The 23,627-nt window shown below is 33.0% G+C and carries 21 protein-coding genes and 1 pseudogene; 13 read left to right on the top strand and 9 right to left on the bottom strand.

Annotation, left to right across the window (positions count from 1 at the left end; genetic code table 11):
• Positions 1–64 precede the first annotated feature (64 nt).
• The 8 genes from CIGNP109_RS00140 to CIGNP109_RS00175 all read left to right on the top strand — a co-directional run bounded on the left by CIGNP109_RS00140 (position 65) and on the right by CIGNP109_RS00175 (position 9,985).
• Positions 65–274 (top strand): alkylphosphonate utilization protein, encoded by a 210-nt coding sequence (locus CIGNP109_RS00140; protein ID WP_086224045.1) that lies wholly within the window; start codon positions 65–67, stop codon positions 272–274.
• 45 nt (positions 275–319) lie between these two features.
• A complete protein-coding gene (gene rmuC, locus CIGNP109_RS00145; protein ID WP_180379993.1) occupies positions 320–1,618 on the top strand; it encodes a DNA recombination protein RmuC in 1,299 nt (432 codons plus the stop codon).
• Positions 1,615–2,616, top strand: a complete 1,002-nt coding sequence (locus CIGNP109_RS00150) for an asparaginase (protein ID WP_086227746.1) — start codon at positions 1,615–1,617, stop codon at positions 2,614–2,616. The genes rmuC and CIGNP109_RS00150 overlap by 4 nt, the downstream gene beginning before the upstream one ends.
• 123 nt (positions 2,617–2,739) lie before the next feature.
• Positions 2,740–4,086: an FAD-dependent oxidoreductase gene (locus CIGNP109_RS00155; RefSeq protein ID WP_086226534.1), complete on the top strand. Its 1,347-nt coding sequence runs from the start codon at positions 2,740–2,742 to the stop codon at positions 4,084–4,086.
• A gap of 89 nt (positions 4,087–4,175) precedes the next feature.
• Positions 4,176–5,618 carry a pyruvate kinase gene (pyk, locus tag CIGNP109_RS00160; RefSeq protein ID WP_086227747.1) on the top strand — a complete coding sequence of 481 codons (1,443 nt, stop codon included), beginning with the start codon at positions 4,176–4,178 and terminating at the stop codon, positions 5,616–5,618.
• A complete protein-coding gene (locus CIGNP109_RS00165; protein ID WP_086227748.1) occupies positions 5,618–6,856 on the top strand; it encodes a M16 family metallopeptidase in 1,239 nt (412 codons plus the stop codon). Before pyk ends, CIGNP109_RS00165 begins: the two co-directional genes overlap by 1 nt.
• Entirely contained in the window at positions 6,856–8,655 is a 1,800-nt protein-coding gene (gene recG / locus CIGNP109_RS00170) for an ATP-dependent DNA helicase RecG (protein ID WP_236847533.1), read from the top strand. The genes CIGNP109_RS00165 and recG overlap by 1 nt, the downstream gene beginning before the upstream one ends.
• A gap of 55 nt (positions 8,656–8,710) precedes the next feature.
• Positions 8,711–9,985 carry an aminotransferase class V-fold PLP-dependent enzyme gene (locus CIGNP109_RS00175; protein ID WP_086227750.1) on the top strand — a complete coding sequence of 425 codons (1,275 nt, stop codon included), beginning with the start codon at positions 8,711–8,713 and terminating at the stop codon, positions 9,983–9,985.
• A gap of 48 nt (positions 9,986–10,033) precedes the next feature.
• On the opposite strand, the gene CIGNP109_RS00180 is transcribed toward CIGNP109_RS00175, so the two are convergent.
• Positions 10,034–12,598, bottom strand: coding sequence for a hypothetical protein (locus tag CIGNP109_RS00180; protein ID WP_086227751.1), 2,565 nt, complete (start codon positions 12,596–12,598; stop codon positions 10,034–10,036).
• A gap of 240 nt (positions 12,599–12,838) precedes the next feature.
• On the opposite strand from CIGNP109_RS00180, the gene groES reads away from it, so the two are divergent.
• The 5 genes from groES (at position 12,839) to CIGNP109_RS00210 (ending at position 17,544) form a co-directional block, all read left to right on the top strand.
• On the top strand, positions 12,839–13,102 hold the full coding sequence (gene groES, locus CIGNP109_RS00185) for a co-chaperone GroES (protein ID WP_086227752.1): 264 nt from the start codon (positions 12,839–12,841) through the stop codon (positions 13,100–13,102).
• Positions 13,103–13,117: 15 nt separating this feature from the next.
• On the top strand, positions 13,118–14,755 hold the full coding sequence (gene groL, locus CIGNP109_RS00190; RefSeq protein WP_086226528.1) for a chaperonin GroEL: 1,638 nt from the start codon (positions 13,118–13,120) through the stop codon (positions 14,753–14,755).
• An 830-nt stretch (positions 14,756–15,585) separates the two neighbouring features.
• The gene (locus CIGNP109_RS00200; protein WP_086227754.1) at positions 15,586–16,014 is read left to right on the top strand and encodes a hypothetical protein; all 429 of its coding nucleotides are present in this window, start codon (positions 15,586–15,588) and stop codon (positions 16,012–16,014) included.
• A gap of 436 nt (positions 16,015–16,450) precedes the next feature.
• A complete protein-coding gene (locus CIGNP109_RS00205; protein WP_086227755.1) occupies positions 16,451–16,840 on the top strand; it encodes a hypothetical protein in 390 nt (129 codons plus the stop codon).
• Positions 16,840–17,544, top strand: coding sequence for a nucleotidyl transferase AbiEii/AbiGii toxin family protein (locus CIGNP109_RS00210; RefSeq protein WP_086227756.1), 705 nt, complete (start codon positions 16,840–16,842; stop codon positions 17,542–17,544). The genes CIGNP109_RS00205 and CIGNP109_RS00210 overlap by 1 nt, the downstream gene beginning before the upstream one ends.
• A 376-nt stretch (positions 17,545–17,920) precedes the next feature.
• On the opposite strand, the gene CIGNP109_RS00215 is transcribed toward CIGNP109_RS00210, so the two are convergent.
• From CIGNP109_RS00215 to CIGNP109_RS00255, 8 genes and pseudogenes are all read right to left on the bottom strand, one after another.
• The gene (locus CIGNP109_RS00215; RefSeq protein ID WP_086227757.1) at positions 17,921–18,460 is read right to left on the bottom strand and encodes a GNAT family N-acetyltransferase; all 540 of its coding nucleotides are present in this window, start codon (positions 18,458–18,460) and stop codon (positions 17,921–17,923) included.
• Positions 18,453–18,665, bottom strand: a complete 213-nt coding sequence (locus CIGNP109_RS00220) for a hypothetical protein (RefSeq protein ID WP_086227758.1) — start codon at positions 18,663–18,665, stop codon at positions 18,453–18,455. The genes CIGNP109_RS00215 and CIGNP109_RS00220 overlap by 8 nt, the downstream gene beginning before the upstream one ends.
• 10 nt (positions 18,666–18,675) lie before the next feature.
• Positions 18,676–19,641 carry a ketoacyl-ACP synthase III gene (locus CIGNP109_RS00225; protein WP_086227759.1) on the bottom strand — a complete coding sequence of 322 codons (966 nt, stop codon included), beginning with the start codon at positions 19,639–19,641 and terminating at the stop codon, positions 18,676–18,678.
• A gap of 15 nt (positions 19,642–19,656) precedes the next feature.
• Positions 19,657–20,445 (bottom strand): annotated as a pseudogene (locus CIGNP109_RS08560) (SDR family NAD(P)-dependent oxidoreductase).
• Positions 20,435–21,136: a CDP-alcohol phosphatidyltransferase family protein gene (locus CIGNP109_RS00240; protein ID WP_086227762.1), complete on the bottom strand. Its 702-nt coding sequence runs from the start codon at positions 21,134–21,136 to the stop codon at positions 20,435–20,437. Before CIGNP109_RS00240 ends, CIGNP109_RS08560 begins: the two are co-directional and overlap by 11 nt.
• Entirely contained in the window at positions 21,133–21,870 is a 738-nt protein-coding gene (locus CIGNP109_RS00245; RefSeq protein ID WP_086227763.1) for a hypothetical protein, read from the bottom strand. The genes CIGNP109_RS00240 and CIGNP109_RS00245 overlap by 4 nt, the downstream gene beginning before the upstream one ends.
• Positions 21,860–22,087, bottom strand: a complete 228-nt coding sequence (locus tag CIGNP109_RS00250) for a phosphopantetheine-binding protein (RefSeq protein ID WP_086227764.1) — start codon at positions 22,085–22,087, stop codon at positions 21,860–21,862. The genes CIGNP109_RS00245 and CIGNP109_RS00250 overlap by 11 nt, the downstream gene beginning before the upstream one ends.
• Positions 22,080–23,552 (bottom strand): amino acid adenylation domain-containing protein, encoded by a 1,473-nt coding sequence (locus CIGNP109_RS00255; protein WP_086227765.1) that lies wholly within the window; start codon positions 23,550–23,552, stop codon positions 22,080–22,082. Before CIGNP109_RS00255 ends, CIGNP109_RS00250 begins: the two co-directional genes overlap by 8 nt.
• Positions 23,553–23,627: the final 75 nt, after the last annotated feature.

Genomic DNA, 23,627 nt, shown 5'->3' on the forward strand with positions numbered 1-23,627 from the left:
TAGGTTGCGAAATTTAAGCATTAACTAGCTATAATTTGTTCTTAATTCAACTAAGGGAGAGAATATGGCAAAAGATTCAAATGGTACAGAGTTAAACGCAGGCGATAGCGTTACAGTTATTAAAGATTTAAAAGTCAAAGGCGCAAGCAGTACTATTAAACGTGGCACAACAATTAAAAATATCAAGCTAACTAGCAAGGATGGTGAGGTAGAGTGCAAAATAAATGGCGTTGGGACAGTAGTTCTAAAATGCGAATTCCTTAAAAAAATCTAAATTTAATAAGAAAAGGCTTAGGTTTTTTCTTATATGGAGAATGCGATGATTGAGATTTTAAGTGGAGTGATTGCAGTAATTGCTAGCGCAAGCTTTTGGTTAGGATTTATGCTATTTAAAAAGAGCGGTCAATTAAGTGCTTTAGGTCAAAGATTGAATGATTTAAATGCAAATTTAAATATAAAAGAGCAAGAGTTAAATAGCGCAAAAGATGAAAATAAAGAGCTTCAAGAGAAAAATATACAAAATATACAAAAGATTGCAGAATTAACAACAAAATTAGAAAATGCAAATGAGACAAATGCTCAACTAAAGGCTCGTCAAGATGAGTTAGATAATAAAACTAGGGAGTATTTTGATCTAAAAACTAAACAGATGAGCGAGAATTTGCTAAATTTAAGTAGCAAAGAGATGACTGAGAGTTCAGCTAAGATTTTAGAGAGTTTAATCACTCCTTTAAAAGATGAGATAAGTAAATATCAAAAGTCAAATATAGAGATAAATAGCGCCTTCAAAGTAAATTTTGAAAATTTAAAAAGTGAAACAAAAGGGGTGATGACGCAAGCGCAAAATTTAGCCGATGCATTAAAGAGTAATAAAAAACTACTTGGTAACTGGGGAGAAATTCAGCTTGATAGTGTATTGCAAAGTAGTGGGTTAATTTTGGGTCAAAACTATGATAGGCAAGTAGCTTGCAAAGATGAAAATGGAAATCAAAAATATCTAGATGTGGTAGTGAAATTTGATGAAAGTAAGCATGCGATAATAGACGCTAAATGCTCATTGGTTAATTATAATGAATACCATAATGCTACAGATGATAGCACCAAGGAGGCTTATGCTAAAGCATTAGCAAAGGATATAAAAAATCATATTGATAATTTAAGTTCTAAAAATTACACATTTTTAGATAGTAAAAATTATGAGTATGTATTTATGTTTATTCCTAATGATAATATGCTGTTTGTAGGACTTGGTGCTGATAGTAGCTTATATGAATATGCCTATGAAAAAGGTGTATTTATAACTACTCCACTTACACTTCTTATGGCGCTAAAAACCGTCTATATATGTTGGCGCAATTTAAAAAGTGATGAAAATGCAATGAAAATCTTTGCTGAAGCTGGAAAAATATATGATAAATTTGATGTATTTATTAAAAATTATGAGAGATTAGAAAATCAAATAATTGCTATGAGTAAGGTTATTGAAGATGGTAAAATTACGCTTTATCAAGGGCGTGGAAATTTAATAAGTAAATTTGAAATGCTCAAAAAGCTTGGGGCAAAAACTTCAAAAACCTTACCATATACTCAAAGCTACGATGAGATAGATACGCAGTGAAAAAGATAGCAATCTTAGCTACTGGTGGAACAATCGCTGGTGCTAGTACTGGGCCGATAAATTCAGTATATGAGAGTGCCAAATTTGGTATTAATGAGATTTTAAGCGAATTTAATGAGTTAAAAAGTATAGCCGATATTAGTGCAGAGCAGATTTGTAATATCGGTTCTCAAGATATGAATGAAAAAATTTGGCTTAAACTCTCACATAGGGCAAATGAGTTATTGGCTAATGATAAAATAGATGCGTTAGTTATAACTCATGGAACTGATACGCTTGAAGAGAGCGGGTATTTTTTAACTTTAACCATAAAAAGCCAAAAACCAGTAGTAATAACTGCAGCTATGCGAAGTGCAAACTCCTTAAGTAGCGATGGAGCGATAAATTTATATAATGCTATAAGTGTCGCAGCTTGTAAAAATAGTGCTAATATGGGTGTGCTGGTGGTGATAAATGATGAGATTCACCTAGCTCGTGAGATTATAAAGACAAATACAACAGCATTAAATGCCTTTGCTTCACCAAATTGTGGTAAATGCGGAATTGTACATTATGGCAAGGCGGTATTTTATACCAAAAGTCTTAGACGCCATACGATGCAAAGCGAGTTTAGTGCTAAATTTTGTGAAGATCTATCAAGCTTACAAAATTTGCCATGCGTAGAGATAGTCTATGATTACGCAGGGGCTAGCGGTGAGGCTGTCTATAGCGCTTTAAATTTAGGTGCAAAGGGTATAATCTGCGCAGCTCTTGGCAATGGCAACCTAAGTCCAAATATGCTCCATGCGCTGAAATTTGCAAATTCTAAAGGAGCGATAGTAGTAATCTCAAGCCGTACAAATAGTGGCATAATTAGTGGAGATGAGTTAGATTTTAATAAGTTAAATTTTATCCTTAGTGATTCGCTTAATGCACAAAAGGCTAGGGTGCTTTTAATGCTTTGTATTGCTAGCGGATTTGATCAAGAGACAATAAAAGAAAAATTTAATATTTATTAGAGTAAATTTGTAACATATAAACTGATAAATTTATAAATATTGTAATTTACTATTTTTATTTTGTTATCTTTAAGTTTTATTAATATATACTACAGAATTCAAAAATTGTCTTAGGAGTTAAGGATGAAAGAAAAACACTACGAGGTGGTGATAGTCGGTGGTGGTATCAGTGGTGGTGCGCTACTATATGAATTAGCAAGATATACAGATGTTAAAAATATTGCATTGGTAGAAAAGTACGGCGGTCTTGCTACGTTAAATTCAAAAGGAACAGCTAATTCTCAGACTGTACATTGTGGTGATATAGAGACAAACTATACATTTGAAAAAGCTCAAAAGGTAAGCAAAACTGCTAGAATGGTAGTAAAATACGGTTTGCAGCACGGCTATCAAGGTAAATATATGTTTGATGGTCAAAAAATGGCAATTGGCGTAGGCGATGTCGAGGTAGATTATATTAAAAATAGATATGAGGAATTTAAAGAGCTTTATCCATATTTAGAGTTTTATGATAAGGCTGAATTAGCTAAAATTGAGCCAAAAATTATTTTAAATAGTGATGGTACTCATAGAGCTGAAAATGTAGTTGGTATGGGTGTAAAAAGTGGAGAATATACTACAGTTGATTATGGTGCATTTACAACTACATTTATAGAAAATGCTAAAAAAGATAAAAGCGAATGCGATGTATATTTAAATTCAAGAGTAGATGAAATTTACCGCAATGGTGATAAATACTATATCCAAACCGCAAATGGCTTATCAATTAGTGCTGATTTTGTTGTAGTAAATGCAGGTGCTCATTCATTATATTTAGCACATAAAATGGGCTACGGTCTAGACTTTGGTTGCTTGCCAGTAGCTGGTAGCTTTTATTTAACTAAGCAAAAACTTCTAAATGGTAAAGTTTATATGGTACAAAATCCAAAACTTCCATTTGCTGCACTTCATGGTGACCCTGATATCTTAGCTGATGGTTGTACAAGATTTGGACCAACAGCACTTGCATTGCCTAAACTTGAGAGATATCATGAGAATTGGGGTAGCTTCCTTGACTTTTGTAAGACTTTAAATTTTGACACAGCTATTGCCGGTATCTTGTTTGATCTATTTAAAGATAGTGAAATTCGTAACTATGTCTTACGTAATTTCTTATTTGAAGTACCATATCTTAATAAAAAACTATTTGTAAAAGATGCTAGAAAAATCGTCCCAAGCCTAACTACAAATGATATCTATTATGCTAAAGGTTTTGGCGGCGTTCGCCCACAAGTTTTAAATAAAACTGAGAAAAAGCTAATGCTAGGTGAGGCAAGTATTAATCCAAAAACTGGTATAATTTTTAATATGACACCAAGTCCAGGGGCTACTAGCTGTCTTGGCAATGCATTAAGGGATGTTCGTGAAGTTTGTGAATATCTAGGTAGGAACTTCAACGAAGCTAAGCTAAACGAAGAGCTATTTGACTAATATCAGGCGGAGAAATCCGCCTAAATTCTGCCAAAATTCTCATCATTTATCCTTAAATTTGGTATAATTACCAAAACTTAGGAGTAAATATGAAAAAAACAAAAATCGTAGCAACAATTGGCCCATCTAGTGATTCTATTGAGGTTATTAAATCTTTAATTATAGAGGGAGTAAATGTATTTAGACTAAACTTCTCACATGGAACACATGAATATCATCAATCTACAATTACTAAGATAAAAGAGGCTTCAAATGCCTTAGGAATCAGGGTTGGAATACTTCAAGATATCTGCGGACCAAAAATTAGAATTGGTACATTAAATGAACCATTTGAGTTAAAAGCAGGTGATAGATTAAATGTATTAAAAGAGAGTATAATTGGCCGCAAAAATGGAGAAATTTATGAACTTAGCATAAATCAGCCTCAAATTTTATCCTTGTTAAAAGAGGGTGAATATATATATTTATATGATGGAATGATAAAGGCTAAGGTAGTAAAATGTCTGCCAGATATGATTGAAACTGTAATAGAAAATGATGGCATACTAAGCTCAAATAAAGGGGTAAATTTCCCAAATACTAAACTAAATATCGATGTTATTACTCAAAAAGATAGAGCTGATATGTTATTTGGAGCACAAAATGGAGTAGATTTTGTTGCTATAAGTTTTGTGCAAAATGCAAATGATATTATAAATGCTAAAGCTATATTAAAAGAGTTTGGCTCAAGTGCTAAGGTATTTGCTAAAATAGAGAAATTCGATGCAGTAGAAAATATTGATAGCATAATAGAAGCTAGTGATGGAATTATGGTTGCTCGTGGAGATCTTGGTATTGAGGTGCCATACTATAAAGTTCCAACCATTCAAAAGCTAATTATTAAAAAGGCTAATGCCGCAAACCGCCCAGTAATTACTGCTACACAAATGATGCTCTCAATGGCAAAGAGTCAAAGTGCAACAAGAGCTGAAATAAGCGATGTAGCAAACGCTGTATTAGATGGGACTGATGCTGTTATGCTAAGCGAGGAGAGCGCTGTAGGAATAAATCCAGCCGCAGTAGTAAAAGCTATGAGTGCAACAATAGTCCAAAGTGAGCTTATATATCCATATGGCAAATTTGATGAGTTTAAATTTGCTGATGAAACTGATATGGTAGCAAGTGCTAGTTCGCATTTGGCTCAAAGAATAGGCGCAAATGCTATTATTTCAATTACTAGTAGTGGTTCAAGCGCTATTAAGATGGCTCGTAATCGTCCAACTATGCCAATAATTGCTGTAACTCATGATGAGAGCGTGGCTAGAAGTTTGACTATTGTTTGGGGTGTAACTCCAAGTTTAGTTGTGCCACAAAATCAGTTAAATCTGCTTTTAGCCAATACCATAAAAGGATTAAAAGATGCAAATTTAATAAGCGATGAAGCCACCTATACGCTTACAGCAGGCTATCCAGCTGGCAAAATTGGTAGTACAAATTATATAAGAATTTTAAGAAAAGAGCAAATAAAATACTATCTAAACGAGGTAAAATAGTGGAAAGATTAAATTTAAAAATTGCTAATAGTGATATTGCTCTAATCTATGAACATAGTAGCGAATTGCCACTTGTTGGAATTAAGCTTGTCTTTAAGGCGGCTGGAAGTTGCAATGAAAAAAAACATGGCATAGCTACAATGGCTGCTGAATTGCTAAGTGAAGGTAGTAAACGACTAGGTAGTAATGAGTTTAATAGGGCGCTTGATATGCGTGCGATTTTACTTAGTGCTAGCGCTGGATATGAGACTTTTGAAATTAGCTTAGAGTGTTTAAGTGAACATTTTGAATATGGTTTTGATATGCTGTTAGAATTACTAGCTCAGCCAAATTATGATAAAAATATCCTAAAAAAACTAAAAACCCAGACACTTGGCATAATTGCTTCAAATAACAGTGATTTTGATTATCAAGCAAGCAATGCATTAAAAGCAATTTTATATCCAAACTCACGCTTAGCTGCGCCTAGTATCGGCACACCTGAAAGTATCGCTCAAATTGAGCTTGGCGATATTAAAGAGTTTATAGAAAATAGTTTAAATTTAGAAAATATGTTTATAGTTTTAGGCGGTGATATAGCGCTTGAGAGAGTTAAATTTGATAGATTAGCTGATGTATTAAAAGTTGGAGAGGTTAGAGAGTTAAGTCCTGTAGAAGTTAGCATTGAACAAAGAGAAGAGATAATTTCTAGACCAAGCCAGCAGGCTTATATATATTTTGGCTCACCGCTTAAATTTGCTTTAGAAGATAGATATAAGCTGAGTGTAGCAATGTTTATTCTAGGTAGTAGTGGATTTGGATCTAGGCTTATGGAGGAGATTCGTGTAAAGCGAGGACTAGCATATAGCGTATATTGTTCGGCTAATTTAAATCTTAGCTATAATTCAATGAGTGGATATTTGCAGACTAAAAATGAGAATAAAGATAAAGCTATACATCTAATAAAAAGTCAGATTGCCAAATTTGTCAAAAAGGGTGTAACTCAAAAAGAGTTAAATGCAGCTAGAAATTTCTTGCTTGGTAGTGAGCCACTTAGAAAAGAGACGATGTTTAAGCGTCTTGCAATAGCTCAAAAAGAGTATTATCAAGGCTATGATTTGGGCGAATTTGATCTAAATTTAGAGCGTATTAAATCACTAAAGCAAAAGGAGCTAAATGAGTTTATAGCTAGCCTTGAAGAGCTTAATTGGCTTAGTATTGCGTGCTTGTATAGTTGTCTATATAGCGAGCCAAAATAGTGGAGTACAAGGAGTTAAAAGAGCTAGGTATCGCAAGTTTACTTGATCTAGCTTTGATTTTGCCTAAAAGCTTTGATGATTTGCGTGTTAAAAATGAGCCAAGTATCGGTGAAAATAGTGTAGAAATTGAGATTAAATCATCTATAACTCGTCCTACGATGCTTAGTATTTTGGCCTATTGTATCTCATGGGAGTGTGATGTTTCTATTGTGATATTTAATGCTAGGCCATGGCATTACGCCTCTTTTAAGCGTGGCAAAAGACTCTATATCCATGGTAAATCCGTATTATATAATGGGCTTTGGCAGTTTAGTAATCCTAAAATTATTACAAAAGTTGGCCAGATTATTCCACATTATAAAAGAGCATTAAAAGACAACCAAATTCAAAATTTAATCAAAAAATATATAAATTTAGAATCCTTAAAATCTCAAGGATTAAATGATGATGAGGCTAGGCAAATTTTAGCCTTACATGAACTTAGCGATGAGGCTTTAAATTCGGTTATGAATTTAAATAATAAACAGCTAGATACACTTAAATTTATTGAAATTTATAATTATCTAAAAAAGCTTAGTGCTAAAAAGGTACTTTTTAAGGCCACTGCTATTAAGCCCTATGATATCACGCATTGGCTTAGCTCATTGCCTTTTATTCCTACAAGCGATCAGATAAAAGCATTAGAAGATATTAAGGAAGATTTAGCTAAAAGTATAGCAGCAAAGCGTGTAGTAATGGGTGATGTAGGAAGCGGTAAGACTTTGGTAATCTTGGGCGCAGCACTACTTAATTATCCAAACCGCTCGATTTTGATGGCACCTACAACTATTTTAGCTACACAGCTTTATAGCGAGGCTATGAGGCTTTTGCCTGATTTTGTGAGAGTAAAATATCTACAAAAAGGGGCAAAAAATGTAAATTTAAATGACGCAGATTTGATCATTGGTACTCATGCTTTACTATATCAAGAGCTTCCAAAAAGTACTCTTATAATGATTGATGAGCAGCATAGATTTGGTTCTATTCAAAGACAAAAAATAGATGAATTAACGCGCGATGAGAGCTTAAGGGCGCATTTTTTACAGTTTAGCGCCACACCAATTCCTAGAACGCTTTCACTCATTGAGTCTGAATTAGTAAGCTTTAGCTTTTTAAAAGAGATTCCATTTGCTAAGCAAATTAGCACACATATTATTCAAAATAGTGGATTTGGCGCACTTTTAGAACATATCAAAGAGCAAATTTCACAAAATAAACAGACGATCATTGTTTATCCGCTAGTAGAAGAGAGCGAGGTAAGCAATTATCAAAGTCTAAGTGTAGCTGCGCCATTTTGGTTAAATAAATTTCAAAAAGTCTATGTAACACATGGTAAAGATAAGCAAAAAGATGATATCTTAGAACAGTTTGCAAATGATGGAAATATTTTATTAGCTACGACTATTGTTGAGGTTGGGATCTCTCTTCCACGGCTTTCAACTATCGTAATTGTAGGTCCTGAAAAGCTAGGACTTGCTTCACTTCATCAGCTGCGTGGTAGGGTTGGTAGAAATGGTGGGCGAGGTTGGTGTTATTTATATACTAAGCTCGCAAGTATTCCAAGTAGATTAAATGAATTTGCTCAGACGCTTGATGGATTTGTTGTAGCTAAAATTGATTTAAAAAACCGTCAAGCTGGTGATATTTTAGATGGAACAATGCAGCATGGAGCTACATTTGAATACTATGATATGGACGAGTTAATAACTCAACGAGCTAAAAAACGACTAGCAGATTTTAAAGCTAAAAATGTAGTATAAATTTATATTTGGTAAAAATTTAGTATAATAAGATAAAAAATCTAGGAAAAAGCCATTGAATATCGATAAAATTCGCCAAAATATCATATTAAAAGATGGGATTTATTATTTTGACTGGACAGCTAGTGGGCTTGGGTATATACCAATTGAAGATGAAATTAGGCGAATGCTTCAAACCTATGCTAATACACATAGCGAGTGCAGCGAATGTTCTAATATTACTACAAACTACTATGAAAATGCACGTACTGGAATAAAAAGATTACTAAAATTACAAAGTGATTTTTTGCTTTTACCATGCGGGCAAGGTAGTAGTGCTGCGATTAAAAAATTTCAAGAGATAATGGGAATTTATATCCCACCAGCAACTAAAATGGCTTTAAATATTGATTTTGATACTATTAAAAAATCTTTGCCACTTGTAATTGTAGGACCTTATGAACATCATAGTAATGAGATTAGTTATAGAACTGGGATGTGTGAGGTAGTTCGTATTCCATTGGCTAGAGATGGCGGGCTTCACTGGGGTGAGCTTGATAAAATTTTAAAAATCAATGCTAATAGAAAAATCATAATTAGCATAAGTGCTGCTTCAAATGTAACTGGTATAAAGACAAATTTGGTTATGCTAAATGCAGCTGCTAAGCGATATGGCGCTATAATTGCTGTAGATGCCTCAAGTCTTATTGCTTATGAAAATGTAGATAGCTCGCTTTGCGATGCGATATTTATCTCGCCACATAAGCTGCTTGGTGGTGTTGGGAGTTGTGGTATTTTAGCAATTAGAAAGTCGCTATTTAGCTCAAATTTACCGACATTTTCAGCTGGTGGAACAGTGGGCTATGTCAGTAAAAAAAGTATTCATTATCTAGAAGATATAGAGAAAATTGAAGATGCTGGAACCCCAGCGATCACTCAGTTAGTTAGAGCATATTTAGCATTTGAGCTTAGAAATAGGGTTGGTTTAGAGTTTATAAATGAGCAAAAGACTTTGCTTATGGATAAATTTGAGCTAGGGCTTTCTAATATAAAAGGTGTGATAGATTATGTGCCTAAAAATTTAGAAAGGCTAGCTATTTTTGCTTTTAATATTAAAGGTATTTCACCTTTTGATTTAGCTCAGGTTTTAAGTAAAAAATTTGGAATTCAAAGTCGTGCTGGATGTTCATGTGCTGGGCCATATGGTCATGATTTATTGGGATTAAAAGATGATGAACCTTTAAGCTTTAAGCCAGGCTGGTTGCGTGTGAGTTTGCATTGGTCTCATAGTTTAGATGATGTGGATTATTTGCTTAATGCTATTGGGCAAGCTAGAAAGGATTTGATTTAAAATTTAGTATTAATTTGAGACTTGTATTTAAGTCTCAAATTAATGATTTTAATTAAATAGATTTTGCAAGCCATTTATCAGCTCTTTAGCGCCTTGACTTTTTTCCTTATCGTTGTCAAAAAGTTTATCTATCCCTTTGCTAATTTCTTCATTTATTTTCTCTTTGATATAGTTTGAGCTGATAGAATATTTTGGTTCATCGCTTGTGCCAGTTATCTTTATATCGATATCTGTTTTTTCTATATTGGCTGTTATTGGAATATTGATAGCTTTTGTAGCAGTATCTAAACTACCATTAGCTATACTGATATTTGCCTTTTGCGAGTTAAGCTGAGTTATAAAATTTATTAAATTTAGATCAATTGTTCCTTTTAAATAGCCATCTTTAAATACTTCTTTTGTGATATCTTTTTGAATTGCTGTGCTTATTAGCGTAGTTAACCCACTTCTTGCTAATTGACCTTTGGCTATATCGGCATTAAAATCTCCTTTGGCGCTATCTAGATTATAGTTAGCATTTAGCGTAGCTTGACCCTCGTAAAATGGCATAAAATCTAAAAATTCAAGCAATTTTGCAATCTCAAATGTTGATAGATTTAAATTTGCTTTATTATCTTTGATATCAATTTTTAGTTTTGAGCCTATAAAATCGCTATTTAATGTGGCGTTTACACTCTCATTGATTGATATTTTTCCGCTTGGATTTAGTGCGCCATTTAACTTCATTCCAGTTAAAAACTCAAGTTTTGCAAGGCTTGGTATATCTGCGCTATATAGTGCTTCTAGGCTATTTTTATTAATATCATAGCTTCCATCAAATTTATTTATTGTAGCTAAATTTGAATTAATTATGGAGGCAAAATGCACGGTTGAGTTGGTAAATGTTGGTTTGATATGTGCGTTTAGTGTTATATTTTGTGGAAATTCTTTATTAGTTAGTTCTTTTAAATTAGCTGCATTTAATACACCATTTTCAAGTTTTATATCGCCTTTTCCATTTAGATTTGCTATATCAATGCTATCTAAATTTAGTTCACCATTTAGTTCACCATTTAAAAGTGGTTTTTGTCCAATCATCAAGAATATATTTTGAACTAGGATATTTTGAATTTTAGCCTTTAGTTTTCCATTATCAAGATTTGCTGTGATTATGCCATCCATTGCTTTAATATCTATATTGGCGCTTTTTAGTGGTGATTTTTGATTATTTAAATTGGTATCTATATCGGCATTTAGAGCGATTTGGCCAGATAGTTTTGCGCCTGAGATATTGCCAAACTTAGCTAAATCTGGTACTAGTGCTTGGGCATTTGCTTTGGCAGTATTTTGGGCTAGATTGTAGCTAGCATCTAGATTGTTTAGGTTTAAAATCTCAGATATTAAATTTGCTTTAAGTTCTGCATTATCACCTTTTAGTGCGGCTTGAATATCTGAATTAAAGCTTACATTTTTAGGTAGGCTTGCACCTATCATTTTATTTAATTCATTAGCATTAATTATTCCACCATTTATATTTATACTTACATTTCCAGCTCTTTTATTTGGATCATTTAGTGCGGTAATTAAAGCAGCCCCATTAATATTGCCATTTAAAATTGCCGGCATTGAAACTAGCTTTAAAAGCTCGTTTAGTTTTATTTTTTTGATATCAGCGTTTATTTTATTATCTACCATTTTAGCAGTTATAACCCCACCTAATCCGCTTATATCAGCATCTAAAAACTCTAAATTTCCATTAGATATTTTTGTATTGGCTTTGGCTGTAATTTCTCCGCTTAGTTTTTGGCCAATTATTGGTTCTAGCTTGGCTAAGTTTGGGATATTTAAATTCAGATCACTATTTAATACATTTTCATCTATATTGTATATAGAATTTAGAGCTGCTGCAACGGCAATTGGTGTGGTAATTATACTTTTAGCTTTAGCTGTGCGACCTTCTAGATTTAGATTTGAATCAGCCTTTATAGTAAAATTATTTGGTAAATTAATTCCATAATCAGTTGCAATTAACTCATTATTTGTTATAGCTTTTGGTATATTTAGGCTAGCTGTTCCACTATATAGTGTGTCCTTGCTAGTGATATCAGCTTGGATATTCATATTGCCTGTTATGTATGGTTTGCCTAGAGCAATAGCTGTGATTTGAGCTAAATTTAATGATTTAGCATCTAGCTTTATCTCAAGTGGAGCAAAGTCCTTGATTCTAGCTGCGAAACGTAAATTTGACCCAACAATCTTGCCGCTACCATCGGCGATGAAGTTGCTAAGTTTACCAATGACCTTACCTTTTAGGTTGATATCATCTTTTATAGCTATTCCAAGGTTGCTCAAATCGCTTGTAGCTGTGGTATAATTAAGGTCAAGTGCTTGACTAAATAGGCTATAATTCCCATAAACTCTAGCTTTTAAGGCGTTATTGACACTAGCAGTTATATCAAGATTGCTAATACCAAGCTTAAATTCGTCAAGTCTAATATCCATTCCACTTTTTTCAGAAGCGATTTTTTCTATATATGGCTTTATAATGCTATTTCCAACACTGCTAAAAAGCAGGGTATAAATAGTAGCTAAAACCACCACCAAAATACCTAAAATCCAATATACAACTCTCATTTAAATTCCTTATAAATTTTTTGTTTATTATACTAAAATTTAATTTAATAAAATCAAAATCACAAATCTATTTTTATGCGAAATTAATTTAAACTTTAGTGGCTTAGACTAAATGTTTTTGATAAATTCTATTTAAATTTGCTCAAAATTTATTGACATATATATAAAATTATGATATATTTTCATCACTCAAATATATAGAGTGCTAATTTTTAAATCAGATTACATGAAAGGATCAAAATGAATTTTTTACCATTAGGTAAGCGTGTGCTTATAGAAAGAGAGGAGGAGCTTAAAACTACAGCTTCAGGTATTATCATCCCAGATAATGCGTCCAAAGAAAAACCAAGCGAAGGCAAAGTTATCGCTGTCAGCAAAGAAGTAGAAGGCATTAGCGAAGGCGATAGAGTTGTATTTGCGAAATATAGCGGTAGCGAAATTACGCTTGATAACAAAAAATATTTAGTATTAAATACAGATGATATCTTAGGTATCATAAAATAATAAAAAGGATAGAAAATGGCAAAAGAGATTATATTTGCAGATGATGCTAGAAATAGATTATATAATGGTGTTAAAAAATTAAGCGATGCGGTTAAAGTGACAATGGGTCCAAGAGGTCGCAATGTGCTTTTACAAAAAAGTTTTGGTGCGCCAACAATAACAAAAGATGGCGTTAGCGTGGCTAAAGAGATTGAACTAGCTGATACTATAGAAAATATGGGCGCAGGCCTAGTAAGAGAAGTAGCTAGCAAAACCAATGATGAAGCCGGCGATGGCACTACTACAGCTACTGTTTTGGCTCACGCTATATTTAAAGAAGGTTTAAGAAATATCACAGCTGGAGCAAATCCAATCGAAGTAAAAAGAGGTATGGATAAATTCGCTACTGCGGTGATAAACGAGCTTAAAAACGCATCTAAAAAAGTAGAAGGCAAAAAAGAGATCGCCCAAGTAGCTACAATCTCAGCTAATAGCGACACAAGCGTTGGTGATCTAATAGCTGAAGCTATGGAAAAAGTAGGTAAAGATGGAGTTATCACAGTTGAAGAGGCTAAATCAATCAATGATGAGTTAAATGTAGTTGAGGGTATGCAGTTTGATAGAGGCTATCTAAGCCCATATTTCATCACAAATGCAGAGAAAATGCAAGTTGAGCTAAGCAGCCCATTTATACTATTATTTGATAAAAAAATATCAAATTTAAAAGATCTTTTACCAGTTTTAGAACAAATCCAAAAAACAGGCAAACCTCTACTAATTATCGCCGAAGATATAGAGGGCGAAGCTTTAGCAACTTTAGTTGTCAATAAACTTCGTGGCGTGCTAAATATCTCAGCAGTTAAAGCCCCTGGCTTTGGTGATAGAAGAAAAGCTATGCTAGAAGATATCGCTATTTTAACCGGTGGCGAAGTAATTAGCGAAGAGCTAGGTAGAACTTTGGAGAGTGCTAGTATAAATGATCTAGGTCAAGCTGATAGAGTAGTAATCGACAAAGATAACACTACAATCGTAAATGGCGCTGGCTCAAAAGAGGCGATAGATGCTAGAATCAGCCAAATCAAAGCTCAAATAGCTGAAACTACAAGCGACTATGACAAAGAAAAACTTCAAGAAAGATTGGCTAAATTAAGTGGTGGTGTAGCAGTTATCAAAGTCGGAGCCGCTACTGAAACTGAAATGAAAGAGAAAAAAGATAGAGTAGATGATGCTCTAAACGCTACTAAAGCAGCAGTAGAGGAGGGCATCGTGATAGGCGGCGGTGCTGCTTTGATTAAGGCTGGAAATAAAGTAGATTTGAATTTAAAAGGCGATGAGTTAATCGGTGCTGATATCGTCAAGCGTGCTTTATTTGCTCCACTTCGCCAAATAGCTGAAAATGCTGGATTTGATGCTGGTGTGGTAGCTCACGCAGTAAGCAGTGCTGATAAGGCAAATTACGGATTTAACGCTGCTAGCGGAGAGTATGTAGATATGTTTGAAGCTGGTATTATAGACCCTGTTAAAGTAGAGCGCATAGCACTTCAAAATGCTGTTAGCGTAGCTAGCTTGCTACTTACGACAGAAGCTACAGTAAGCGAAATCAAAGAGGATAAACCAGCTATGCCAGCAATGCCTGATATGGGCGGTATGGGTGGAATGGGCGGTATGATGTAAGCCCTTAAAATCTAGAATTTTATAATTCTAATCTCAAAGCTTGGGAATTTTAATTTCCAAGCTAAGGATTTTTTGGTTATAATTATTCTAATAAATTAAAGGAGGATTGGGATATGGCAGCTTTTTTCTTATTTTTTCTTATTTTTAGTATTTTGGGTATTTTGGTCTCTCCTCTTGCTATTTATTATATATATAATACATTTTTTGTTTTGGAATATGAGAGTTCTGAAACTATAAAAAATACTGATTATAATTATGGTAAATTTCTTAAAATGAAAAATAAGATTGTAGAAATTACATATTATATAGTTGTATTTTATACTCTTGTCGCTATTTATGGCTATATTTATAATTTATATCTTGTCTTTAGATAACAGATTTAGCAAAGTATTGAAATTCATAAATATGACTTTAATCTTTTGTTTTTTAATTCATATATAAAAATATATTATCTTTAATGTATTACAACTCTTATTTTTCATAAGAATTTTGTTTAAGCTTTTTTTCTTCTAAAAATTCAATTTATATATATCAATATCTTTATTTATCACAAAATTTAGTTTTAAGAGCTTTTGATTTTTTCGTGATAGATTATATTGTTTTTCTCTCTTTTTTGATTTTAGGGGGGGGGTGTTTTGTGCGTTTATAGGGGTTGTTAATATATTTTCTTGGTTATTTGTTTTTAAGGTTTTATCAAATTTAAAAAATGTTCATTAATCAATGATTATTAGATTAATAAAATCATTAATTTAATAATTTTATTCTGATTTTTAGTCTGTTTTGCTATCATTTTAGTTATAATTATGTTAATAAATTAAAGGAGTATTGGAATGGGAAATATGCACGATAGACAGAGAGAACTTGCGGAGATATTTAAACTTGGGCATCAGCGTAGCGAATTTGAAAGAGAGACTAGAAAAGAATTTTGGAAAAGTGGCTTTAAACCTAAAATATTTTGGATGATTGCTCCATTTGCGATTTTTATACTATTAACAATTCTTGTCGAATATGGAGTTGTCCATAAAAACATTATAGGTTATATATTGATAATACCTACACTTATCGTTCCACTATTTTTTCTTCTTCCGCTTTGGATATTTCATAAGATTGGCATTACTAGTAAAGTAAAGAAATGGCTTGGAGACGACCTTGTTGATTATATTTATGGATACGCAAAATTTTTGGGGTTTTTTGTTTTGTCTCTTTGGATAACTTCTATTTGTATTAGTTTAATTAAACTTGGAAAAGGTATATTTTAGAATGATTGATTTTACAAATTGCAAAGTAAAGCATACCAAATTTTATGATGGCTTGAATGGAGAAAAGTTAGCCATATATAATGTGTGCGATGGATTTATGCTAAAATACAAAAATGAATGAGCTAATTAAAAACATAGGCTTAGGCTTATTTGTTAATGGAAGTTTCGCCTTACTAAATGGCGTTTTTACGATACAATCTTTTTTAATCACAACATTAAGTGTTGGGATTATGTGGATTTGTATAAAATTAGAAAAAAAGGAGTAGCAATGGCTGGTCAAAATCTTATTTTAGCCATAACTATCGTATTATTTGCGTTTGTTAGCTATAAAGCATATAAACAAAGCAAAAAACGAAAATCACAACACTAAAAACTTACGCCCTAATGGCGAAGCGAAAGCTTATTTGCGGAAGATATATTTTAGTAAGAAATTAAAATGAAAGAGTATATATCTGGTTGGGAAGCTTTGAATATTCCAAATGAAAAAGGCTTGGTGGCAGATTGGCATCCACTTTGCTTTTTAAGCAATAAAGATGATATAAAAAAATATAAATATAATGAAATTCTAGGAAATAAAGGTATAAAAAAACACTTCATACCTATGCTTAATAGAGATGAATATGTAGCTAGTTTCGCAAGAGCTATTGCTGATTTGGTCTATATGAAAGAATTCACTGGCTTGAAAAACTGCGTTAGAGACTACTTGGATGACGAAGATGAAAAAGAGCTTTTTGGTTATTTAAAATCTATAAATTTTGATAAAGAAGTCGATTATTTTATGAAATATGAGCTTACAAAGCTTTATTTTGCTGACAAAGAACAATAATGCTAGAAGAGTATCAACAAGAAAGAATAGATTTCATTAAAAATATACTTCCATATTTTGGAGGTGAATTTATTCTAAAAAGCGGAACTGCTTTAAGCTTGTATTATGGCTTAAATAGATATTCTGAGGATTTGGATTTTGATTGTTTGACTAGCAATATGAATTGTATTAATAGGCTAAAACAATGTAAAGACTTTAATAAGTGGAACATTAGCATCAAAAAAGATACTGATATGGTTTTTAGATTTATGATTGATTATGGCTCTGTTTCGCATCTAGGCAAATATCCTTTAAAAATTGAAATTAGCAGTAGAAATAAATCACTATTAAATTCAAATAGATTAAAATATAATAAATTTGATAATGTAAATGTATATTGTATAGAAGATCTTATAGAGATGAAAGCAACTGCGTTTAGCGGTAGAGATAAGATTAGAGATTTTTTTGATTTAGGATATTTATTAAAAGAATATCCGCATTATTTTAAAGAAAATACTCTTTTTAGTATAAGAGAAAAGATTATTTACTCTGGAGAAGATGAGTTAAATTTGCTACTAAAAGATGAGATATTAAATCATAAGCTAATAAGCAAGTATAAGATTAATATCACAGATGGATACGCACAAGATATTTTAAATCAAATCGAAACTTTGATTATATCTGATAGCTCTAATAGGAAAAGAGATAAGCACAGACAACGCTAAATTTAAGATAAATTAGAAGATTGTAATGCTATAATTTTGTTATGGGGATATGCCATAGGGTTGGCTCCCCTATGGCAAATTCTGTCTCCATAGAAAGGAGAACAGTTATGTTGCATTTTGTATTTACGATAATTATACTACTTTGTATAATTGTTGTCAAGGCTCATTAGCCTTGCCCCACGAAAGTGGGGATGCAATCCCCCCTATGGCTTTATACAAAACTTCGTCTTTTTAGATTTTTGGATATATGGATAAATATCATAAGATTTTTAATCAAAATATATAGCATTTAGCTACTTCTAAATTTGCTTTTAATTGTGATTAAATGGTATTTAAAAGCGTAAAAATTATAATATTAATCCCACGCCATTCCCAATCATGATAAGCCAAGTTTAGCTATCAGGCTATCTCGCATTTGGTAGTAATCATCTTTGTCAAGCTCAAAATATATGCATTGATTATCTGTGTGAGTGGTTTGGAAATTTAGCAATCTTGCCATACGGATGGCTCGTTTGTTTTCTAGTTTGCAATATGCTTTTAGCTTTTTAAGACCTAAATTTTCAAAGCCCATATCATAAATAGCACAGTATGCCCCAAGCGTGATTCTAGCTTCGTCTAGGTACTGTGGTATGGAGATGATTTCGCCTGGTATAGCAGTGCGGGCTTGCCAATCAATTTGCTGAAAACAAAAATACCCAATAACTACGCCACCCACAAAAGCCATGTAATATAGCGAATTTGGCTGATTTTGGATAGAGTTAAACCATTTTAATTGCTCTTCTTTGGTTATGTGTGTGCCATTTTGGCTTAGCATAACTTTGGCTATTTTGGGGTCATTTCTCCAATTACGCAAAATCTCTATATCTTTTAGCTCTAATTTTTCGATTTTGACACCATATCTATTAAATTCACTCATTCATCAAATCCAATATATCACCAACGATTTTAAGCTCTTTTAACTCATCGTATGTAAGTGTATAACCATAATCATCAGCCAACATTACAATTGTACTAATCTTGCCCATTGAGTCCCACTCGGCTATGGAGTCTAGCGGGGTTTGCGGTGTTAGAGTCTCATCACATTCTATTACATCTTTAAATTTTGCTATTTTTGTATCCATTTTTATCCTTTTAGATCTCTATTACTGTAGCACTCCATGCAAGCCCAATGCCAAAACCAGCTATTAATACCTTAAAACCTGGTTTTATAGTGCCATTTTCTATGGCTCTTTTTAGGGCAATTGGCACACTTGATGATGATGTGTTACCTATATTTTCTATATCAAAAATTACCTTTGAGCGCTCAAGTTTAAGCGATTTAGTAATGGCTTCTAAAATTAATAAATTTGCTTGATGAAAGACAAAAAAGTCAATATCATCACTGTTTAAATTATTTGCTTTTAGAGTTTGCCTAACTAAATTTGGTACCTCTCTAATAGTGAATAAAAAAACCTCAGGGCCATTCATAGTTAGGGCTATATCTTTTGGATCTTGCCCATTAAATGGACTAGCATAACCTCCATGGTGTTTATACATACTAAAAAATCCACTCCCATCTGTACCGCTAATCACCTGAGCAATTTTATGAGCGTTACTCTCATCAATTATCGTAGCACTAGCTCCATCACCAAAGAGTATCCTTTGAGCCATATCGCTATGCTCAAACATTTTAAAACACATATCAGCTGTACATAGTAGTACTTTTTTAGCGCTATTAGATAGTATTAATGATTTAGCCACTAATAGACCATGAATGTAGCCACTACACGCTATATTTATCTCCATAGCGTTTGTTGTTTTAGGTAAATTTAGCTTATGATGAAGCAGATAGACAGTTGCTGGTTGTAGAAACTGGGGCGATTGAGTACAAAGCAGCAAGGTATCAACGCTAGTAAGTTCTATATCATATTTTTTGGCTAGATTTAACGCAGCTTTAGCAGCTAGGTCGCTAGTTAGCTCATCATCAGCAGATTTTTGGCGGCTTAAGATACCAGATTTTTTATAAATTTGTTCGCAGCTCCACTCATCGCTATTAGCTAAGGTTGCAAAATATTCATTATCTACACGCTCATTTGGTAGGTAGTATGCAATCTTCATATATTGCTTTCCATTTTAACACTCGAATTTAGAATTACCAAAGCCTAAATCCCCCCCCCCTGAGCTGATTTTAAGACACTCTCCAGTAATTCTACTAGCTTTAGAACTAAGCAAAAACAAAACCGAATCAGCCACCTCTTTAGGTTCAATCAATCCAAGTGGCATTATCTCTTTTAATCGTTCATTTTGAGTTTCTTGAAATATAAATTCACTAGTAAAGCTCTCATACATCGGTGTATTGACAAATAATGGTGCTACAGCATTTATGCGAACTCCTTTTTTAGAATACTCTTTAGCTAGACTTCGTACGGCTGAATTTAGTGCAGCCTTACTAGCACTATATACGCTTAGACCAGGCTCAGCACCAAATGCAGCCATAGAGCTAATAGCTACTATACTAGTGTCGCTCTTGGCTTATCTACCATGCTTTAGTGCAGATTTTGCAAGCGCAAAAAATGTTAATAGATTTATATTTATTAACTCATGCATTTTGGCTAAATTTAGATCACGCAGTAGCATTGGATTGAGAGCTCCAGCACTATGAATAAAGCCATTTAGTTTAAATTTGCTAGCAAATTCAGCCACGGCGCTCTCAATACTATCTAAATTATTAGAGTCAAAGACTGCTACACTATGACTGGTTTGACTTGTTAAGCTTAGTTCATTTTTGAGCGAATTTAATCTTTTAATATCCCTACCAAGCAATAAGAGTCTAGCGCCCTTTTTAGCTAGAGTACGAGCTATACATCTACCTATACCTGATGTGGCACCAGTTATGATATAGGTTTTGTCTTTAAAGCCCATCTACCCCCCCCCCTAATTTTTTTTGTATTTTGAAATTCAAATTTAACTCAAAAAGTCTATAAATGATATCTGAAATATATATCATCCCAAGGATATAAAAGCAAATTTCAAACTCACCACTAAATATCCCAAAGGCTAAAATCCACGCTAATAAACTCGCATCAATCCCAAGTAAAAACCCACGCTCTAAAAGCCACTTTTTTAACCCAAATCGGTGGATATTTTTAAGCTTTTTTAGACGAGGATGGATAAAATGCTTACAAAATTGCTGATGAAAAAGTAAAATAACACATATAAAACTCACTAAAAAAGCATTAATATCATATAAATATCCAGCCAAAACTATTAAACCAAACCACGCTATATAATCACTAGCATAGTCCATATAATGACCCAAAGTGCTACTTTGTCCCCTAAGCCTAGCAAGCATTCCATCTGTATGATCAGCTAAGCTATAAATAATATAAAAAATTCCACTAAGAACATTATATCCATTATAAAGCAAAGCAAAGCTTAGCAAAGTACAAGCCATACCAAAGATTGTAATTAAATTTGGCGTAATAGCTGTATGCAAGAGTGAAGGCAAGATAAATCTTTGGATTATCAAAACTCGCCAAATATACTCAGTTATATAGTAAGTCGGACGACTCTCTAGGCGCTCAGATTTTTTTAGTTTTTCATCTAAATTCATGGTTCAATTGGTAAAAACTCACCCCAAATTTGGGCTACGCTTTTATATGTTTTTTCTATATCAAAGGCAAATTCATGCGTATTCCACGCACGTCTAAGCACCATTGCCATCTCTACTTCATTCCAAAACTCAGCTAACTTATTAGGCGCTATATCATCAATGATATATGTGCCAAATTTAGCTTTTATATAGTTTTGCAAATGCTCTACTGCGATATTTGCTACCATAAATATAAATATATAATTTGGATCTTTTAAAAGATCTTTTAAATTGGCTTTTATCATATCTTGAGTTTCTTGTCTATTTTCTCTTATAAGAGTACAAGGATGAGATTTATCACTAAAGAATAGATCAAAAATCGTACCATTAAAAAATCCTAAAATCTCACCATTTGGGCTAACTTTAGGTAAGATCGGGTATAACTTGCAAACTAATGGACGATTGGCGTGAGGATTACAAAGCCCCTTTTTATCGCAGTGAAGCCAGTGTAGGATTATTGTTTGTCCGCCTTTTAATTTAAATTTTTCACTCTTTTTGGCTACTTCCATGCCATTTATAGCACCTGCTTTTAGATACTCTTGATACTCTATGTCAAAAAGTGGTAAAGCGATGAAATTTGAGCGAATTAGCTTAAAATTTGGATTAGTAAATCCAGCACAGCAATACCCAGCACAACTCTCATAGCACTTTGGGGCGTAAATATACTCTTTTTCATAATCCATTTTATACTCCATATGCCTCTTTTATCATCTTATCTAATGCAGCGATACTTTGGAAATTCTCTGCACTTAAAAACTTTGCATCTAAATCCTTCCCATATCGTGTCGCCATAGCAGCAACTAAGGATATGATATCAATGCTATCAATTAGCCCACAATCTAATAAATTTGAGCTATCATCATTAATATCATCTCTACCAATCTCATTTAATAAAATTTTAGCTTCACTCATTTTTTAGCGCTTCCTTATCAATTTTTCCATTTTGATTTAGTTTGAATTTATTTTTATAGATAAATTTGCGTGGAATCATATACTCTTGGAGTTTTGATTTTAAAAATTCTTTTAAATTTGTAATCACATTAGCACTCTCATAAAATGCAATGATTTGATAATCTTTAAAAATGCACGCAACTCTATAAATATCAGGATGTGTTCCAAGCACTGTCTCAATCTCGCCAAGTTCAATTCTAAAGCCGTTAAGTTTAATTTGCGAATCTTTTCTACCATAATATATCAAATCACCATGTTCATCATATGCTACGATATCGCCAGTTTTATAGATTGGCTCAGCGTAGCTACTTTGTAAAGGATTTTGGATAAAAGCCTTAGCTGTCTTAACTGGGTCGTTATAGTAGCCATAGCTTAGCCCTGAACCTCTAATGTATAGCTCACCTTTTATATTTGGTTTAGTAATAAGTTTCATATCTTCATCAAAGACTAAAAGTTCAGTATTACTAAAAGCCTTGCCGATTGGTAAAATTTCATCATCTCTAAGCTCTCTATTAACCATATAGTATGAGCTTGCTAGAGTTGTTTCAGTAGGGCCATATATATTATAAAATTTAGCATTTTTAATGGATTTTATCCAGTAATTTAGCTGTTTTGTAGGCATCATCTCGCCGCAAGATATTATCATTTTAAGGGATAAATTTGCTCCATTTAGGGCATTAGAATTAGCAAAATATATTAACACACTTGGTAGCCAAAGAATGGTAGTAACACTATTTGTGATTAGATACTCAACTACTTTAAGCGGAAAAGCAAAAATAGAGCTTGGTAAAATATGAGTAGTAGCACCAACAAATGTATTAACATAGATATCAAAAACGCTTAAATCAAAATAAAATGGCGCTTGATTGGCGATTACATGACTATCATCGATTGCTAAATCATTCACACAAGCAATGGTAAAATCTATTAGGCTTTTATGGCTGATACTAACGCCCTTTGGCTCGCCAGTGCTTCCGCTAGTAAATAGCGTATAGGCTAAATCTGTATCAATAATTTTAACACTATTTAGAATGGTTTGATCAGGTTTAAAACCTGGTAAGTCATCAATAAAAATGGTTAATAAATCCAAATTTAGCGCTAAATCCTTGCTAGTAATAAGCAAAGCAGGGCAGAGTGTGCGAATTATTTTATCAATTCTCTTAAGTGGCATATTTTCATCTATTATAGTATAAAAATTACCACTTTTTAACACTCCAAAAAAGCTAATAATAGCCTCAATTCCCTTTGGTAGAATTATTAAAATTGGTGATTTATTGATATTTAAATTTAAAATTTGTGTAGCTAGGGCGCTACTTTTCTCATCTAGGCTAATATAAGTTATAGAGTTACTAGGGGTGATAAATGCTAGTTTTTGCGGCATGGCCTTAGCGCTTTGGCTTAGTATTTTGTGAGCTGAGTTTAGCATATTTTCCCCTTAAAATTTAGAAAATAGGGGGGGGTAGAGCCTTTAAATTTAATTTTTTGGCATAGTGATTTAAAT

Source organism: Campylobacter sp. P0109 (genome assembly GCF_002138755.1).
Taxonomy (GTDB): domain Bacteria; phylum Campylobacterota; class Campylobacteria; order Campylobacterales; family Campylobacteraceae; genus Campylobacter; species Campylobacter devanensis.

Excerpts from the sequence above, each read along its gene's own strand:
- CIGNP109_RS00255 (WP_086227765.1), bottom strand. The coding sequence starts at position 23,552 with ATGCTAAACTCAGCTCACAAAATACTAAGCCAAAGCGCTAAGGCCATG.
- CIGNP109_RS00180 (WP_086227751.1), bottom strand. The coding sequence starts at position 12,598 with ATGAGAGTTGTATATTGGATTTTAGGTATTTTGGTGGTGGTTTTAGCT.
- CIGNP109_RS00140 (WP_086224045.1), top strand. The coding sequence starts at position 65 with ATGGCAAAAGATTCAAATGGTACAGAGTTAAACGCAGGCGATAGCGTT.
- CIGNP109_RS00245 (WP_086227763.1), bottom strand. The coding sequence starts at position 21,870 with ATGGAGTATAAAATGGATTATGAAAAAGAGTATATTTACGCCCCAAAG.
- CIGNP109_RS00210 (WP_086227756.1), top strand. The coding sequence starts at position 16,840 with ATGCTAGAAGAGTATCAACAAGAAAGAATAGATTTCATTAAAAATATA.
- CIGNP109_RS00240 (WP_086227762.1), bottom strand. The coding sequence starts at position 21,136 with ATGAATTTAGATGAAAAACTAAAAAAATCTGAGCGCCTAGAGAGTCGT.
- pyk (WP_086227747.1), top strand. The coding sequence starts at position 4,176 with ATGAAAAAAACAAAAATCGTAGCAACAATTGGCCCATCTAGTGATTCT.
- CIGNP109_RS00200 (WP_086227754.1), top strand. The coding sequence starts at position 15,586 with ATGGGAAATATGCACGATAGACAGAGAGAACTTGCGGAGATATTTAAA.
- rmuC (WP_180379993.1), top strand. The coding sequence starts at position 320 with ATGATTGAGATTTTAAGTGGAGTGATTGCAGTAATTGCTAGCGCAAGC.
- groES (WP_086227752.1), top strand. The coding sequence starts at position 12,839 with ATGAATTTTTTACCATTAGGTAAGCGTGTGCTTATAGAAAGAGAGGAG.
- CIGNP109_RS00250 (WP_086227764.1), bottom strand. The coding sequence starts at position 22,087 with ATGAGTGAAGCTAAAATTTTATTAAATGAGATTGGTAGAGATGATATT.
- CIGNP109_RS00205 (WP_086227755.1), top strand. The coding sequence starts at position 16,451 with ATGAAAGAGTATATATCTGGTTGGGAAGCTTTGAATATTCCAAATGAA.
- CIGNP109_RS00225 (WP_086227759.1), bottom strand. The coding sequence starts at position 19,641 with ATGAAGATTGCATACTACCTACCAAATGAGCGTGTAGATAATGAATAT.
- CIGNP109_RS00155 (WP_086226534.1), top strand. The coding sequence starts at position 2,740 with ATGAAAGAAAAACACTACGAGGTGGTGATAGTCGGTGGTGGTATCAGT.
- groL (WP_086226528.1), top strand. The coding sequence starts at position 13,118 with ATGGCAAAAGAGATTATATTTGCAGATGATGCTAGAAATAGATTATAT.
- CIGNP109_RS00215 (WP_086227757.1), bottom strand. The coding sequence starts at position 18,460 with ATGAGTGAATTTAATAGATATGGTGTCAAAATCGAAAAATTAGAGCTA.
- CIGNP109_RS00220 (WP_086227758.1), bottom strand. The coding sequence starts at position 18,665 with ATGGATACAAAAATAGCAAAATTTAAAGATGTAATAGAATGTGATGAG.